Origin of the sequence: Marinobacterium sp. MBR-109 (assembly GCF_040547565.1) — a bacterium.
Classification (GTDB): Bacteria; Pseudomonadota; Gammaproteobacteria; order Pseudomonadales; family Balneatricaceae; genus Marinobacterium.
The window spans coordinates 164,725-180,987 of sequence record NZ_JBEPPZ010000002.1 but is presented as its reverse complement, the minus strand read 5'-3'; the positions used below and the strand labels follow the sequence as shown (position 1 = coordinate 180,987).

Genomic DNA, 16,263 nt, shown 5'->3' with positions numbered 1-16,263 from the left:
GGGGATCTCAGTATTCTGCCGTGGGTCGGGGTCTTAAGCGGCCACTCATCCTGAATGAAATGGCGGGGCCGGCTGCATGGATTCCAAATTTACTAAAGCCAACCGCCTGCGGCATCGGTAGAATATAACAGTTAACCCCATAGGCATCAATTGAGAGTCAGTCCGTCTTTATGACGCATACAGCAGAAAATGAACAACATCAGGTCCGCTATCTGGAAGTGGATGCGGATCAAGCCGGCCAGAGAGTCGATAACTTCTTGTGCACTGCATTAAAAGGCGTACCCAAGAGCTTGATTTACAGAATTCTTCGCAAAGGCGAGATTCGTATAAACAAGAAACGAGTCAAACCGGATACCCGCCTGGAAGCGGGCGATGTGGTGCGCATACCACCGATCAGAACAGCACAGCGTGGCGAGGCGGCACCGGTAGGGCAAGGTTTGGCGGACCACCTCGAAGAGGCCATTCTGTTCGAGAGTGATAGCCTGCTCATTATCAACAAGCCAGCGGGACTTGCTGTTCACGGCGGCAGTGGCGTTACGTTGGGCCTGATTGAAGCTCTGCGTCAGGTTCGGCCTGACTGTCGCTTTCTGGAACTGGTGCATCGGTTGGATCGAGACACATCCGGCTGCATCATGGTGGCCAAAAAGCGCAGCATGCTACGTTATCTTCATGAAGCACTGAGAGAGCGCAAGGTGCGCAAGATTTACCATGCGCTGGTGGTTGGTCGCTGGTCGGCTCGCTGCAATCAGGTGGATGCGCCGCTGAGAAGATTTGAACTGAAGTCAGGGGAGCGCATCGTAAGGGTGCATCCCGATGGCAAGGCATCCATCACCTCGTTCAAGGTGCTTCGGCGCTATGCCGATCTTGCAACGCTGGTGGAAGCCAGGCCTCTGACGGGGCGAACCCATCAGATCAGGGTGCATACCCAGTTTGCGGGGCATCCGATTGTTGGTGACAGCAAGTATACTCCCGATGAGGACAACGACGGTTTTCGTCAGCTCGGGTTGCGTCGGCTCATGCTGCATGCGGCTCGCCTTGAGGTGATTTTGCCTGATGGTGACAGGCTGCAGGTCGACGCACCACTGGATGACGCGACAGCGGCATCCCTGCAGCAACTTTCAGTTGTACACCCGCAGTAATAAGGATGAATCAAGCATGGATAAAGAACTGAAAGCGGCGCTTTTTGCTGCTGCCGATCGCTGTCTCCTGGCCGGTGAAGCACCCACGCCGGAGCGGCTTAAGACTGATCTCGGTGAGCAGTGCAAGGCGGTACAAGTTATCAGCACGGGGCTTGATGAGTGGTGGCAATTACTGCCGGCGCGAGTTCGTCTCAGTGATACCAGTCCTCATATTCCCGATATGCCGGATGTGATGAAACAGACGTTCAGTCGAATCTGGCACCAGGCGGTTCAGGAGGCGCACACCGAACTTAGCCTGCAGATTCAGCGGCCCGATCCGTCGCTGGATCAGGCCCAGCGTGCCTGTGACGATGCCTTGCGCCGCACTCAGGGCGAGGTGGGTGAGCTGGAAGCACGCTATCGAGAGCAGGGGGTTAAGCTGGATCAGGCGCGTGAACATGCTCAGGCACTGGAGGCGGAAATTCAGGTTCTGCGTCAGAACCTGGGTAATGAAACCACGCTGCGCAAGAAGGAAGAGCAGCTGCGCTCCAATGCCGACCAGGAGCTGGCACATCTGCGCAAGGCGCATGAAGACGCCAAGCGTGTATTTGACCAGCGTATTCGTGATGAACAGCGCCACGGCCTTGAAACGGTTGCCAAGGCGGAGGTGGATACCCGCTACTACCGCAATGCGCTTGAAAAGCTGCGCGATGAGACCGGCCGCAGGGAAGGTGAGCTTACTCGCGAAATACATGAACTTCAGGGGCTGCTGGCTCGACGTGATGTCAAAGTGGAAACTCAGGCGACTCAGATAAAAAGCCAGGATGAGGAGCTGCGCAAGCTTAAGGCGCAGGATACTCAACAGCAGCGTGATTTTGCACAGCTGAATGCACAGCTCCTTACCGAGACCAACCGCAGCAAGCGCCTGGAAGAGCGTGTGCGGCAACTTGAGGAAGAGCTGCAACGGCTGAACCAGAAACAGGTTGGCCTGAATAGCGAAAGCGGTCGTCGCGAGAATCAGCTCCGCGGCCTGCTTAAGGAGAAGGAAGAGTTGCTGCTGCAGGCCCAGGGGCGGGCAGGAACGCTGGAAAAACGTGTGGCGGGGCTGGAAGAAGAGAACAAGCGCTTGAAAAATCGCGCCTAAAGGATAACCCTTGCATTAAAGGGGATTTTCTTCATTATTCTCCAGTGTTATATTAAATCATAATTTAATAACTCCAAGGGTTTTTCGATGAAGCTGCAGCAACTGCGTTACATCTGGGAGGTTGCACATCACGATCTCAACGTCTCGGCAACGGCACAAAGCCTGTACACCTCTCAGCCTGGCATCAGCAAGCAGATTCGACTGCTCGAAGATGAGCTTGGAGTTGAAGTATTTGCGCGCAGCGGCAAGCATTTAACTCGCGTGACACCCGCCGGCGAAGCGATTCTTGCCATCGCCGGAGAGGTGCTGCAGAAATGTGATGCAATTCGTCAGGTCGCTCAGGAGTTCAGTGACGAGCGCAAGGGCAAGCTGGAGATTGCAACTACTCATACTCAGGCTCGATATGCGCTGCCGGATACCATCCATGACTTCATCAAGGTCTATCCCGATGTATCTCTGCATATTCACCAGGGGACGCCGATGCAGATCTCCGAAATGGCCGCTGATGGTACCGCAGACTTCGCGATTGCCACTGAAGCCATGTCTCACTTCAGTGACCTGATCATGATGCCGTGTTACCGCTGGAATCGGTCCGTTGTTGTTCCGGCAGGGCATCCCCTCACTGAACTGCCGGAGCTTACGCTTGAGGCGCTCTCCGAATGGCCGCTGATCACCTATGTGTTCGGTTTTACCGGCCGCTCCAAGCTGGATGAGGCGTTCAGTAATCGTGGGCTTGAGCCCAAGGTGGTGCTGACGGCTGTCGACTCCGATGTGATCAAGACCTATGTGCGCCTCGGGCTGGGGGTTGGCATTATCGCAACTATGGCGTTTGAAGAGGGCAAGGATGAGGGGTTGGTGGCACTGGATGCCAGTCACCTGTTCGAGCACAGCGTAACCCGGATCGGCTTCCGCAAGGGGACCTTCCTGCGCGGTTACATGTACGATTTCATTCAGACCTTTGCGCCACACCTGACCCCAGATCTGGTGCGCCAGGTTCAGGCCTGCAGCAACCGGCATGATATTGATGCTCTGTTTGATGACCTTGATCTGCCTGAGCACTGAAAGGGACAAATACCCCGGTATAACGGGCCTGAGCATTGAAAGCCTCGGTATGACAGGGTAAATTGTGGCGCAATTTATTAACTGACTGGAGGCGTCCCGCGTGGAACTGGCTTGTCTTGACCTTGAAGGTGTATTGATTCCTGAAATCTGGATCGCATTTGCGGAAGAAACCGGTATCGAGGAGCTCAAAGCCACCACTCGGGACATTCCCGACTATGACGTGCTGATGAAGCAGCGTCTGCGTATTCTGGATGAGCACGGTCTGACCCTGCCTCAGATTCAGGACACCATCAGCCGTCTGGCCCCGCTGGAAGGTGCACGTGAATTTATCGACTGGCTGCGTGAGCGCTTCCAGGTGGTGATACTGTCCGATACCTTCTATGAATTCGCAGCCCCTCTGATGAAGCAGCTCGGCTATCCGGCTCTGTTGTGCCACAAGCTGGAAGTGGATGAGTCAGGACGCATCACCGACTACACACTGCGCCAGCGCGACCCCAAACGCCAGTCTGTTCGTGCCTTCCAGTTGCTGAACTATCGTGTTATCGCCACCGGGGACTCCTACAACGACACCACCATGCTGACACAGGCAGAGTCCGGCATTCTGTTCCATGCGCCGGATAATGTGATCGCTGAATTCCCCCAGTTCCCGGCCGTACATACCTATGAAGACCTGAAGCAGGCTTTTGTTGATGCCAGCGTACGCAACCTGACCGTTTAATGGCTTAGCGGCAGCAGCAGTGGTTGCCACAGCAGAGGATGAGAGCATGAAGATCACAAAACCCAAACGTTTGCTTTTGGCACTCGGTATTGCGGTGCCTGCCTCCTTGGTTGCAGCCGGTCTGCTGTCCTATCAGCCATTATCGGCTCCGCTTGAGCTGCGCCTTTCGGTGCCCGAAGCGACCGACTTTTCGTCCGTTGCTGCAGAAGGCGAGATGCAAGATCTGGAGCCGGCTGACTTTGTCTATACCATTGAGCCCGGCGATACCCTGAGTACCATTTTTGAGTTACTGGGTGTCCCCCAGAAGCACATGTATCAGGTGCTGGAGAGCGATGTTTCAATTCTTGCACTGGATACGCTCAAGCCTGGCGATCAGCTGGCGTTCTGGCTCAATGGCGGGGCGCTGAGCAAGCTGGAGTTGATCTTCAGCCCGGCCCACCAGGTCGTATTCAGTCGTGTGGGCGATGAAACTTTTGAATATCATGAAAACCTGGTGGAGGGTGAGTGGAAAGAGGAACTCATCGCGGGTGAAATCAACGGCAGCTTCTATGTGGCGGCCAAAAGTGCCGGACTCAATGCACTGGAGGTTCAGCGCATCTCCAACCTGCTGCAGGACAAGATTAATTTCCGACGCGACCTGCGTGCGGGCGATCTGTTTCAGGTTGTGCGTGCCGAGCAATTCGTGAATGGTGAGCCGACGGGCAACTCACGACTGGAAGGGCTGCGGATTATCAACCGTGCGCGTGAATTGACTGCGTTCATGTTTGATGGTCACTACTATGATCTGAATGGTGAGAGCCTGGCGCGCGCGTTTATGCGCTATCCCACTGAGCGCAAGTTTCGCCTCAGTTCGCACTTCAACCCCAATCGCAAGCATCCTGTCACTGGGCGTGTTCGACCTCACAACGGCACTGATTTCGCCACTCCAATCGGTACCCCCATTCTGGCAACCGGGGATGGTGTGGTAACACGGGTGCAGAATCACCCCTACGCGGGCCTGTATATCGTGATTGAACACGGTCAGAAATACCGTACCCGTTATCTGCATCTGAGCAAGTCGCTGGTCAGCAAGGGGCAGACCGTAAGCCGAGGCCAGAAGATCGCCCTGTCAGGCAATTCCGGGCGTTCAACTGGAGCGCATCTGCATTACGAGTTGCACATCAGCGGACGTCCGGTCGATGCCATGCGCGCCCCTATCCCTGTTGCAGAGGCCGTGGGTGACAAGGATCGGGTAGCATTTAATGAATTGCGCAATCGCATTCTGGCACAGATGGAGGAGAGCTGAAGCGCTCTCCCGCCCGTCTGCTCAAAGGCTCAAAGCTGCTCCAGGGTCTGGAGCAGGTTGTTGACCTTGTTGTAGCACTCCTGATATTCGTCGTCGATGTCCGAATCGGCGACAATTCCACCTCCCGCCCAGCAGTGCACGCTGTCTTTCTGTACCAGTAGCGTCCGAATGGTGATGCTGGTATCCATTTTGCCGCAGGCGCTGATGTAACCGATTGAGCCGCAGTAGATGGAGCGACGCTGAGGTTCCAGCTCATCGATAATCTCCATGGCGCGAATCTTGGGTGCGCCGGTAATCGAGCCACCCGGAAAACAGTCTCTCAGCAGCTGAACTGGAGTTACCCCGGGGCGCAATATACCGCAAACACTGCTGACCATATGGTGCACATTCGGATAGTGCTCAATACTGAACAGCTCGGGCACGTTCACGCTGCCGGGCAGGCAGCTCTTGCTCAGATCGTTGCGCAGCAGATCCACGATCATCAGGTTTTCAGCGCGATCCTTTGCCGACTGCAACAGCTGTTGCGCCAGGCGCTGATCTTCTTCCATGGTGGCGCCGCGCGGTCGTGTGCCCTTTATGGGGCGTGTCTCAACTGCACCATCGCTGGAGACTTCAATAAATCGTTCAGGCGAGAGAGACAGTATCGTGCCGTCATCGGATTCAATGAATGCGGCAAATGGTGTGGGGGCAATGCTGCGCAGCGCGCGGAAGGCCTGCCAGGGATCACCGCTGCAGGAGGCGGAAAAGCGCTGGGTGAAGTTGATCTGATAGCAGTCACCCGCATGGATGTAGTCATCAATCCGATTCAGTGCCTGACCATAGGTGGCACGGTCCATATTGCTGACAAACGCAGTTGTGAGTACAAACGGGCGTGCCTGCCGGACGCTGTTCGTCGTGAGCTCGTGTCCGAGCCGCTGCTGGACCTGTTGCAGGCTGGTTTCGTTCACTTTGGGGTGGTGCATAAGGCAGCTGCGCTGCAACTGATGGTCAATGATAACAGCCCAGAGATAACGCCCGACCCGCAGCCATGGGAAATTGATATCAGCCTGGGCCTTGCTGGGCAGCTGCTCAAGCGCGCGTCCCAGATCGTAGCTGAAGGTGCCGATAAAGCCGCCATTGAACGGTATATCCGGATCTGTTGCGGATACTTCAATCTCTGCAAGCAGCTGCTCAAGGCAGGCAAAGGGATCGTCACCCTTGGTGTCGAGGGCGATATCGTTTCGATTGATCTCCAGGCCCTCGGGGCCAAAGCGGACTACAAGGTCGGGAGCGGCCGAAATGATATCGTAGCGCCCGCAGTGAGCGACGGGGTGTGAACTGTCAAGCAGGACAGGTTCGCCAAGATCACGCATGATCTCGAAGACCCGGTGTGCATCCAGCGGATAGGGTAGCGGCTGATATTGAATCACCCTTGCTCCTCACGCAAAAGGCCCATTTTACTCCTGTCCCTGGCAGGGGGCGAGTCCGTTGCCACACATGGGTATAATTGCTTAATCGTGTAGTCAGGAGTTGAGCATGAAACACCCCTTCGTCATCAGTGAACATCAGCTGGTACTGCCGGATCAGCATCTTCATTACCGTCTGTACCGCAATCCAGCCCTGAACAATGGTCGCAAACTGCTGTTGATCCATGGTGCGGGTGTGGCAGGTGAAGATACCTGGCACATGCTGACCGCCTTTCTTGAACACTGGCAGGAGATCCTGGTGCCGGATCTGCGCGGCGCGGGGCAAAGTGAATTCCCGGATGGGCGGGAGCATCCCTTCAGCGTGCAGACTTTGGTCAGTGACATGGCTGCACTGCTCGACCAGCTTGAGTGGCAACAGCTCGATCTGGGAGGCTACTCCCTTGGCGGACTCGTGAGCATGCTGCTCAAGCAGCGCTACCCTGATCGTGTCGGCAAACAGTTTTTACTGGAGTCGGCTGTGCTGGATCGGCCCGACTGGGTCAGCACCATTGAGTTGCGACAGCGCTATTCAAGCGCGGCCGTGCATCTGCGCTCTGATGACCGAGAGCAGGGGATACGTCAGTTCCTCGACACCATTTCACCGAACCGCAAGGCAAGTGTGCAGACCGAATCGGTTGCGGTCAGCCGATTGGCGCGTCGGCCGCTGGGCTTTGCTCATGCACTGGACGCCGTGACGGCCGCCATCAACAGTATCGACCGCGATGCGTTGCTGGCGTCTCAGGGGGATGTGAGCAGCTTTATCGGAGGGTTGAGTGTGGAGCTGATGCATCAGCTGCATTTGACTCTGGCTGAACAGATGCCCAATTGGCACTACTTTATGGTGCCTGGAACCGATCACTCACTGCCATTCCAGAAGCCACGGCAGATCGCCCGCATTATGAATGCGGAACTGGAACGCTACCTGCGCGAACGCTGAGGGAAAGCCCCTAGACTTTTGTCTGATGTTGACAATTTTTCAGCCAGATCAGGTTGACGCCCCTTTTTGGCATGGGTATCGTTGCTTCTGAAAATATTGTCGACAATCTTGATCAGGGGTTGTAGCTGACGTGAGTGAAGAAATCGGGTATCCGAAAGTGGTACCGCTTGAACCGGAAGCCCGTACGCTGGCTGACCGAGTGTGCCGCCAGATCGTGACGGCCATTGTGAAGGGTGAAATTCCGCCCGGTCACAAGATCAGCGAGCCAGAGCTGGCCAGAACCTATGGTATCAGCCGCGGCCCGTTGCGCGAAGCCATTCGCCGCCTTGAAGGCTGGCGCCTGGTTGAGCGCAAGGCGCATGTAGGGGCTCGGGTGGTTAAGCTGAGTGCGCACGAGTTGATCGAGATTTACCGCGTTCGCGAAGCGCTGGAAGGCATGGCATGCCGACAGGCCGCCAAAAACATGACCGATGCCGAGATTGAGAGCCTGAAGCGCCTGCTGGATGAGCATGAAGCCTCCATTGAGCAGCGCGAAGGCCGCTCCTACTTCCAGAAGGAGGGTGATCTCGACTTCCATTACCGAATTGTACAGGGCAGCAAGAACTCCAAACTGCTGGAGCTTCTGGGCGACGACCTGTACCACCTGGTACGTATGTACCGTTATCAATTCAGTGTGTCCAGCTCGCGCCCCAAGCGTGCCCTCAAGGAGCATCGTCAGATTATCGATGCGATCGAGGCACGAGATGAGGAGCTGGCCGAGATGCTGATGCGTCGTCATATCAGTGCCGCGCGCCGCAACATCGAAGACAAACTGGATACAGTGACCAAACCTGAAGGGGATAAACATGGCTGAGAAAATGACTGCGGGTGCGCGCTTCCGTAAAGCGCTGGCTGAGAACCAGCCGCTGCAGATCGTTGGTACCGTCAACGCTTACAATGCAATGATGGCTACACGAGTGGGACACCAGGCGATCTACCTGTCCGGTGGTGGTGTTGCCAACGCTTCTTACGGCCTGCCTGACCTGGGCATGACCTCCATGAATGATGTGCTGGAAGATGTATGTCGCATCACCAGTGCCGTCGATACACCACTGATGGTGGATATCGATACCGGCTGGGGTGGCGCATTCAACATCGCCCGTACCGTAAAAGAGATGATCAAGGGTGGCGCTGCGGCCGTTCATATCGAAGATCAGGTTGCGCAGAAGCGCTGTGGCCACCGTCCCAACAAGGAGATCGTATCCCTTGAAGAGATGGTTGATCGCGTCAAGGCCGCCGTTGATGCCCGTACCGATGATAGCTTCTTCATCATGGCTCGGACCGATGCGTTCCAGATGGAAGGGCTAAACGCTGCCGTTGAGCGTGCCCAGGCCTGTCTGGAAGCCGGTGCGGATGCGATCTTTGCCGAAGCCGTGCACACGCTGGATGACTACCGCGCCTTCTCCAACGGCATCAACGGTTCTCACTTGCTGGCGAATATCACCGAGTTTGGTGCCACGCCGCTGTTCAACAAGAAAGAGCTGGGTGAAGCCGGTGCCACCATGGTGCTGTATCCGCTGTCAGCGTTCCGTGCCGCCAACAAGGCTGCGCTCAATGTTTACGAACATCTGCTGAAAGATGGCGACCAGAAAGCGGTTGTCGACACCATGCAGACGCGCATGGAACTGTACGATTTCCTCAACTACCACGACTTCGAACAGAAGCTGGATGCGCTGTTCAAAGAAGGCAAAAACAAATAAGAATCACGGGTATCGGGAGGTCTGACCTCCCGACAACAGATTGAAGGAGAGACAGATGGCAGAAGCAAAGAAACTCGGCGGTGCCGGTCTGCGTGGACAGTCCGCTGGTGAAACCGCTCTGTGTACCGTCGGTAAAAGTGGTGCAGGCCTGACCTATCGTGGCTATGACATCAAGGAACTGGCTGACAAGGCCCAGTTTGAAGAAGTGGCCTATCTGCTGCTGTACGGCAAGCTGCCGAATCAGGCAGAGCTGGACGGCTACAAGGCAAAACTGAAAGGCATGCGAGGCCTGCCTGAGGCCCTGAAAACCGTGCTGGAACAGATTCCGAAGGATGCGCACCCGATGGATGTGATGCGCACCGGTTGTTCAATGTTGGGGAATCTGGAAACCGAGCAGGATTTCTCCGAGCAGCACGATCATATCGACCGCATGCTGGCCGCCTTCCCGTCGATCATCAACTACTGGTACAACTTTGCGCACCACGGCAAGCGTATCAACACCGAGACCGACGCCGACTCCATTGGCGAACACTTCCTCTGGACTCTGCACGACAAGAAGCCCGAGCCTCTGCATGTCAAGGTGATGCATGCATCCCTGATCCTCTACGCTGAGCATGAGTTTAACGCGTCCACCTTTACCGCTCGCGTATGCGCTTCAACCCTGTCCGATATTCACAGCTGTGTGACTGCGGCTATCGGCTCTCTGCGTGGCCCGCTGCACGGTGGTGCAAACGAAGCCGCCATGGCGATGATCGAGAATTGGACCTCTGCCGATGAAGCGGAAGACGCGATCATGGGCATGCTGGCGCGCAAGGACAAGATCATGGGCTTCGGCCACGCGATCTATCGCGACTCCGATCCGCGTAACGCCATCATCAAGGAATGGTCGAAGAAACTGGCCGAGCAGGTGGGTGACACCGTACTGTATCCGGTTTCAGAACGTGTTGAAGCGGTCATGTGGCGCGAGAAGAAGCTGTTCTGTAACGCTGACTTCTTCCATGCGTCTGCCTACCACTTTATGGGCATTCCGACCGAACTGTTCACGCCGATCTTTGTCTGCTCGCGTGTGGCAGGCTGGACAGCCCATGTGATGGAGCAGCGTGCCAACAACCGCATCATCCGTCCGTCCGCTGACTACACAGGTCCCGAGTCGGCCGAATGGGTTGCGATCGAAGACCGTCCCTGAGTCGGGACTGTCTGATCGCCCCTGGTTGCAGCGGTCTGCGTCCGCAGCCGCTGCCATATGCCCCTGAATACATCGATGGACACCAGTCATATGAACACTCAATACCGTAAATCACTTGCGGGCACCGGTCTGGACTATTTCGACACCCGCGCGGCGGTCGATGCCATTGCGCCCGGTGCTTACGCCACTCTGCCATATACCTCGCGTGTACTGGCCGAACAGCTGGTACGCCGCTGTGAGCCCGAAGCGCTGACCGACTCTCTGAAGCAGCTGATCGAGCGCAAGCGCGACCTGGATTTTCCCTGGTATCCGGCACGCGTGGTCTGCCACGACATTCTGGGTCAGACCGCACTGGTTGATCTGGCCGGTCTGCGTGATGCCATTGCCGAGAAGGGCGGTGATCCTGCCAAGGTCAACCCGGTTGTACCGACCCAGTTGATCGTTGACCACTCGCTGGCCGTTGAGGCTGCCGGCTTCGATCCGGACGCGTTCGAGAAGAACCGCGCCATCGAAGACCGCCGCAACGAAGACCGCTTCCACTTCATCGAATGGACCAAAACCGCATTCAAGAACGTGGATGTGATCCCGGCCGGTAACGGCATCATGCACCAGATCAACCTGGAAAAGATGTCCCCGGTGATTCAGGCCCGTGAAGGTGTTGCCTTCCCGGATACCTGTGTCGGTACCGACTCTCACACCCCGCATGTGGATGCTCTGGGCGTCATCGCCATCGGCGTCGGCGGCCTTGAAGCTGAAACCGTGATGCTGGGTCACCCCTCCATGATGCGCCTGCCGGACATCGTGGGTGTCAAGCTGGTTGGCAAGCGTCAGCCGGGCATCACCGCTACCGATATCGTACTGGCGCTGACTGAGTTCCTGCGCCAGGAGCGTGTCGTGGGTGCGTACCTGGAGTTCTTTGGTGAAGGTGCTTCTACGCTGACCATCGGTGACCGCGCCACCATTTCAAACATGACACCGGAGTACGGTGCCACGGCGGCGATGTTCTACATCGACGAGCAGACCATCGATTATCTGAAGCTGACCGGCCGTGAGCCGGAGCAAGTAGCGTTGGTTGAGCAGTACGCCAAAGAAACCGGCCTTTGGGCTGATGCACTTGAAACGGCACAGTATGAGCGTGTGCTGGAGTTCGATCTGTCCTCTGTTGTGCGCAACATGGCAGGACCGTCCAACCCGCACCGTCGTCTGCCGACCAGTGCATTGCATGACCGTGGCATCGCCGACGAAGGCATGCTGGCGGCTGCTCGCGCTGAAGAAGCCGAAGGCAAGCTGCCGGACGGCGCCGTGATCATCGCTGCGATCACTTCATGCACCAACACCTCCAACCCGCGCAACGTGGTGGCGGCCGGTCTGTTGGCGAAAAAAGCCAACGAGCTGGGTCTGATCCGCAAGCCCTGGGTCAAGTCTTCCTTCGCACCGGGTTCCAAGGTGGCGCGCCTGTATCTGGAAGAAGCCGGTCTGCTGTCGGAACTGGAAAAGCTGGGCTTCGGTATCGTGGCCTACGCCTGCACCACCTGTAACGGCATGTCCGGTGCACTGGATCCGCAGATCCAGCAGGAGATCATCGACCGCGATCTGTACGCCACCGCTGTTCTGTCCGGCAACCGCAACTTTGACGGCCGCATCCACCCGTACGCCAAGCAGGCGTTCCTGGCATCGCCGCCACTGGTTGTGGCCTACGCCATCGCCGGTACGGTGCGCTTTGACATCGAGAAGGATGTACTGGGCACGGACAAGGATGGTAACCCGGTTACGCTGAAGGATATCTGGCCGTCTGATGAAGAGATTGATGCACTGGTGAAAACCAGCGTCAAGCCGGAGCAGTTCAAGCAGATCTACATCCCGATGTTTGACCTGGGTCAGGTGGAAGAGGCCGAGAGCCCGCTGTATGACTGGCGTCCAATGTCAACCTATATCCGCCGCCCGCCGTACTGGGAAGGTGCACTGGCCGGTGAGCGCTCTCTGACCGGTATGCGTCCGTTGGCGGTGTTGCCCGACAACATCACCACCGACCACCTGTCGCCCTCCAACGCCATCATGATGGACAGTGCGGCCGGTGAGTACCTGCACAAGATGGGAGTGCCGGAGGAGGACTTCAACTCTTACGCAACGCACCGTGGTGACCACCTGACGGCGCAGCGTGCGACCTTCGCCAACCCGAAGCTGATCAACGAGATGGCCATTGTCGACGGTGAGGTCAAGCAGGGATCGCTGGCGCGTGTCGAGCCGGAAGGCAAGGTCATGCGGATGTGGGAAGCGATTGAAACCTATATGGATCGCAAGCAGCCGCTGATCATTGTGGCCGGCGCCGATTACGGTCAGGGTTCCTCCCGCGACTGGGCCGCCAAGGGTGTACGCCTGGCCGGCGTGGAAGTGATCGTGGCCGAGGGCTTCGAGCGCATCCACCGCACCAACCTGATCGGCATGGGCGTTCTGCCACTGCAGTTCAAGGAAGGCGAGACTCGCCACACCTATGACATTGACGGTACCGAAACCTACGATGTGAAGGGTGATATTGCAGCGGGTGCAAACCTGACGCTGGTGATCAACCGCCTCAGTGGTGAGCGCGTTGAAGTGCCGGTTACGTGCCGCCTGGATACAGCGGCGGAGGTGGAAACCTACAACGCCGGTGGTGTGCTGCAGCGTTTCGCCAAGGAGTTCCTGGAAGCGGAAGGCGCTGCCTGATTCCGGACTCTGTAAACGCCCGGGTCATGTTTATGGCCCGGGCATTTCCCGGACTCGATGTTGAATCCGTGCCGGGATGTAACTGCAACGGACACGCCGTAAACCCATCCATGGGGGGCTCGATGGCGCCATCCCTGGCGCCACACGGTCCGTTGCAGCCACACCCCGCCACTCGTTCTCGTCGCTCGACAGCACTCCCAAGTCCGGCAACCGACTATTTTTGGAGCATCTCAATGTCCAGTGTTCCCCAGATTAAAATACCGGCCACCTATATCCGTGGCGGCACCTCCAAAGGTGTATTCTTCAATCTTACTGATCTGCCTGAGGCCGCGCAGGTCCCGGGTGAAGCTCGTGACAAGATCCTGCAGCGCGTAATTGGCAGCCCCGACCCCTATGGTCAGCAGATTGACGGTATGGGTGGTGCGACCTCCAGTACCTCCAAAACCGTTATTCTGGCCAAAAGTGAACAGCCCGATCACGATGTGGATTACCTGTTCGGTCAGGTGGCGATCAACAAGGCGTTTGTGGACTGGTCCGGCAACTGCGGCAACCTGACCGCTGCCGTCGGCGCCTTTGCCATCAGCAAGGGGCTGGTCGACCCTGAGCGCGTGCCGGAAAACGGCATCTGCACCGTGCGCATCTGGCAGAAAAATATCGGCAAGACCATCATCGCCCATGTGCCGATCACCAACGGTGAGGTACAGGAAACCGGTGATTTTGAGCTGGATGGCGTGACCTTCCCGGCAGCCGAGGTGGTGATCGAGTTCATGGACCCCGCTGATGGCGAAGGCTCCATGTTCCCCACCGGCAACCTGGTGGATGAGCTTGAAGTGCCGGGTGTGGGGACCTTCAAGGCGACCATGATCAACGCCGGTATTCCGACCATCTTTGTCAACGCGGCCGATATCGGTTACACCGGTACGGAGCTGCAAAAGGATATCAACTCCGATGCCGAAGCACTGGCACGGTTTGAAACCATGCGTGCCTATGGTGCGGTAAAAATGGGCCTGATAAAGGATATCGAGGAAGCGGTGGCACGTCAGCATACGCCGAAGATCGCGTTTGTTGCACCAGCTACTGATTACGAGGCTTCCAGCGGCAAGCAGATCAAGGTCAGTGATATTGATGTTTGCGTACGTGCGCTGTCCATGGGCAAACTGCACCATGCCATGATGGGTACGGCGTCTGTCGCGATCGCCACGGCTGCGGCTGTGCCGGGTACGCTGGTCAATCTGGCGGCCGGTGGTGGTGCCCGTGAAGCGGTCACCTTCGGCCATCCGTCCGGCACTTTGCGTGTGGGGGCTGCAGCTGAAGAGGTTAACGGTGAGTGGACCGCGAAAAAAGCGGTCATGAGTCGCAGCGCTCGTGTGCTGATGGAAGGCTGGGTTCGCATTCCGGGCGATACCTTCTGAACAGGCCTCGGACCTGACGTTTACGCTACAAGCGCCCGCCGGTAATCGAGCGGGCGTTTTGTTGTAAGCTGAATCTGCGCTTAAGCAAGACAGTGGCTGGTTGATTCACGTACAATCGGAACTGTACTGGTTATACATGGACAGGTTATGCCTCGCTTTCATCGCTCCCACAAGCCCATCTCGTCTCGGCTTGTCGTTCTGGCTATGCTACTGCTGGCACTTGCTGGTTTTGTGGCAACTGAATACGTGGTACGCATGGCTGAGCAGCGTGTTGCTCAGGTCAGAACCATCGAAGCCACCGCTACACTGGCACAAATGCGGGCACAGCTGGAAAGCGAAATCAATTCAGTACTCTATCTCTCCCGAGGGCTGATCAGCTACGTGGCTGTTCAGCCCGCCTATGACCCTGATCGCTGGCGTGAACTGGCGGCAGAGGTTGCGCATGAATCCCCACTGGTGCGCAATATCGGCCTTGCGCCTGATAACGTGATGCGTTTTGTCTACCCGCTGAAAGGCAATGAGCAGGCTCTGGGGCTGGACTATCGCACCACTCCGGATCAGTGGCCCGCCGTGGAAAGAACCATTGCCAGCGGCAAAATGGCACTTGCAGGCCCTATTGAGCTTAAACAGGGTGGGGTGGGCATTGTGGCCCGCAGTCCGATCTATTACAGCGAAGGGGGCGAGCGCTACTACTGGGGGCAGGCCTCAATTGTGATCGACTTCCCGCGGTTGCTTGAGCAGGCCAGAGTCAGCGCAACAGTGAAGCATTTCGAGATCGCCATCAGAGGCCGGGATGGACGCGGCGCCGATGGCGATGTGTTTTTCGGCAAGGCCGACGTGTTCAACGAGCCAGTGGTTGAAATGACTGTTCATTTTCCCAACGGCAGCTGGGTTATGGCGGCCCGCTCAAGTCCCGGCGCTCCCACTCCGGTGATCTTTATTCGCCTGGCGGCCTGGCTGCTTATCATAGTGCTGGGAGGTCTGTTCCTGCTGCTGTTCAGGCTTTACCGCTTTGCCCACAAACAGTCAGTCTCTGACCCGCTTACAGGTCTGGCCAATCGACGGTTGCTGCTGGGGCGTGCAGAGTATCTTGCTCAATTGCACGCACGCACAGGGCAGGGGTTTGCACTTTTCTTTGTCGACCTGAACCGGTTCAAGCAGGTGAATGACCGTTTCGGCCACCATGTGGGTGACCAGCTGCTGATCGAAGCGGCCAACCGGTTGAGCCAAAGTGTCCGGCAGTCGGATACGCTGGCTCGCAACGGGGGCGATGAATTCATTTTGCTTCAGCCGGGGGTCAATGCCGGTGATGTAGCGGCTATCGCATCGAAGCTTGAGGCGATGATGGACCGGCCATTCATGATTGAAGGGCACACGTTACAGATCTCGGCCAGCGTGGGCTGCGCGGTATTTCCGCAGGATGTGGACAGTGTGGAAGCGGTGATCAATCTGGCTGACAGCCGGATGTATGAGCGTAAACAGGAAAAAAGAACCCGCCAGAGCTAACTCTGGCG

Annotated in this window: 13 protein-coding genes; 12 read left to right on the top strand and 1 reads right to left on the bottom strand. The window is 57.1% G+C overall.

The features are described from left to right. Window positions 1-170: 170 nt before the first annotated feature. The 5 genes from rluC to ABIE60_RS03825 all read left to right on the top strand — a co-directional run bounded on the left by rluC (window position 171) and on the right by ABIE60_RS03825 (window position 5,327). Window positions 171-1,139: a 23S rRNA pseudouridine(955/2504/2580) synthase RluC gene (gene rluC, locus ABIE60_RS03845; protein WP_354467897.1), complete on the top strand. Its 969-nt coding sequence runs from the start codon at window positions 171-173 to the stop codon at window positions 1,137-1,139. Window positions 1,140-1,155: 16 nt separating this feature from the next. Continuing rightward, a complete protein-coding gene (locus ABIE60_RS03840) occupies window positions 1,156-2,262 on the top strand; it encodes a DNA-binding protein (RefSeq protein WP_354467896.1) in 1,107 nt (368 codons plus the stop codon). Between the two features lie 87 nt (window positions 2,263-2,349). After that, entirely contained in the window at window positions 2,350-3,324 is a 975-nt protein-coding gene (cysB, locus tag ABIE60_RS03835) for an HTH-type transcriptional regulator CysB (protein WP_354467895.1), read from the top strand. Window positions 3,325-3,424: 100 nt separating this feature from the next. Continuing rightward, entirely contained in the window at window positions 3,425-4,042 is a 618-nt protein-coding gene (gene thrH / locus ABIE60_RS03830) for a bifunctional phosphoserine phosphatase/homoserine phosphotransferase ThrH (RefSeq protein ID WP_354467894.1), read from the top strand. Between the two features lie 46 nt (window positions 4,043-4,088). Next, window positions 4,089-5,327, top strand: a complete 1,239-nt coding sequence (locus ABIE60_RS03825) for a peptidoglycan DD-metalloendopeptidase family protein (RefSeq protein WP_354467893.1) — start codon at window positions 4,089-4,091, stop codon at window positions 5,325-5,327. A gap of 29 nt (window positions 5,328-5,356) precedes the next feature. Here the strand turns inward: ABIE60_RS03825 and pabB are convergent, their stop codons facing one another. After that, window positions 5,357-6,736 (bottom strand): aminodeoxychorismate synthase component I, encoded by a 1,380-nt coding sequence (gene pabB, locus ABIE60_RS03820; RefSeq protein WP_354467892.1) that lies wholly within the window; start codon window positions 6,734-6,736, stop codon window positions 5,357-5,359. Between the two features lie 106 nt (window positions 6,737-6,842). On the opposite strand from pabB, the gene ABIE60_RS03815 reads away from it, so the two are divergent. From ABIE60_RS03815 to ABIE60_RS03785, 7 genes are all read left to right on the top strand, one after another. Continuing rightward, complete coding sequence (locus tag ABIE60_RS03815) at window positions 6,843-7,709, top strand: alpha/beta fold hydrolase (protein WP_354467891.1); 867 nt, start codon at window positions 6,843-6,845, stop codon at window positions 7,707-7,709. Between the two features lie 130 nt (window positions 7,710-7,839). Further along, window positions 7,840-8,562, top strand: coding sequence for a GntR family transcriptional regulator (locus ABIE60_RS03810; RefSeq protein WP_206841446.1), 723 nt, complete (start codon window positions 7,840-7,842; stop codon window positions 8,560-8,562). Next, a complete protein-coding gene (prpB, locus tag ABIE60_RS03805) occupies window positions 8,555-9,448 on the top strand; it encodes a methylisocitrate lyase (protein ID WP_354467890.1) in 894 nt (297 codons plus the stop codon). Before ABIE60_RS03810 ends, prpB begins: the two co-directional genes overlap by 8 nt. A gap of 55 nt (window positions 9,449-9,503) precedes the next feature. Next, window positions 9,504-10,634, top strand: coding sequence for a bifunctional 2-methylcitrate synthase/citrate synthase (gene prpC, locus ABIE60_RS03800; protein WP_354467889.1), 1,131 nt, complete (start codon window positions 9,504-9,506; stop codon window positions 10,632-10,634). A 90-nt stretch (window positions 10,635-10,724) separates the two neighbouring features. Then, window positions 10,725-13,337 carry a Fe/S-dependent 2-methylisocitrate dehydratase AcnD gene (gene acnD, locus ABIE60_RS03795; protein WP_354467888.1) on the top strand — a complete coding sequence of 871 codons (2,613 nt, stop codon included), beginning with the start codon at window positions 10,725-10,727 and terminating at the stop codon, window positions 13,335-13,337. A gap of 233 nt (window positions 13,338-13,570) precedes the next feature. Continuing rightward, window positions 13,571-14,749, top strand: a complete 1,179-nt coding sequence (gene prpF, locus ABIE60_RS03790) for a 2-methylaconitate cis-trans isomerase PrpF (protein ID WP_354467887.1) — start codon at window positions 13,571-13,573, stop codon at window positions 14,747-14,749. A 147-nt stretch (window positions 14,750-14,896) separates the two neighbouring features. Further along, window positions 14,897-16,255, top strand: a complete 1,359-nt coding sequence (locus ABIE60_RS03785; protein ID WP_354467886.1) for a diguanylate cyclase domain-containing protein — start codon at window positions 14,897-14,899, stop codon at window positions 16,253-16,255. Window positions 16,256-16,263: the final 8 nt, after the last annotated feature.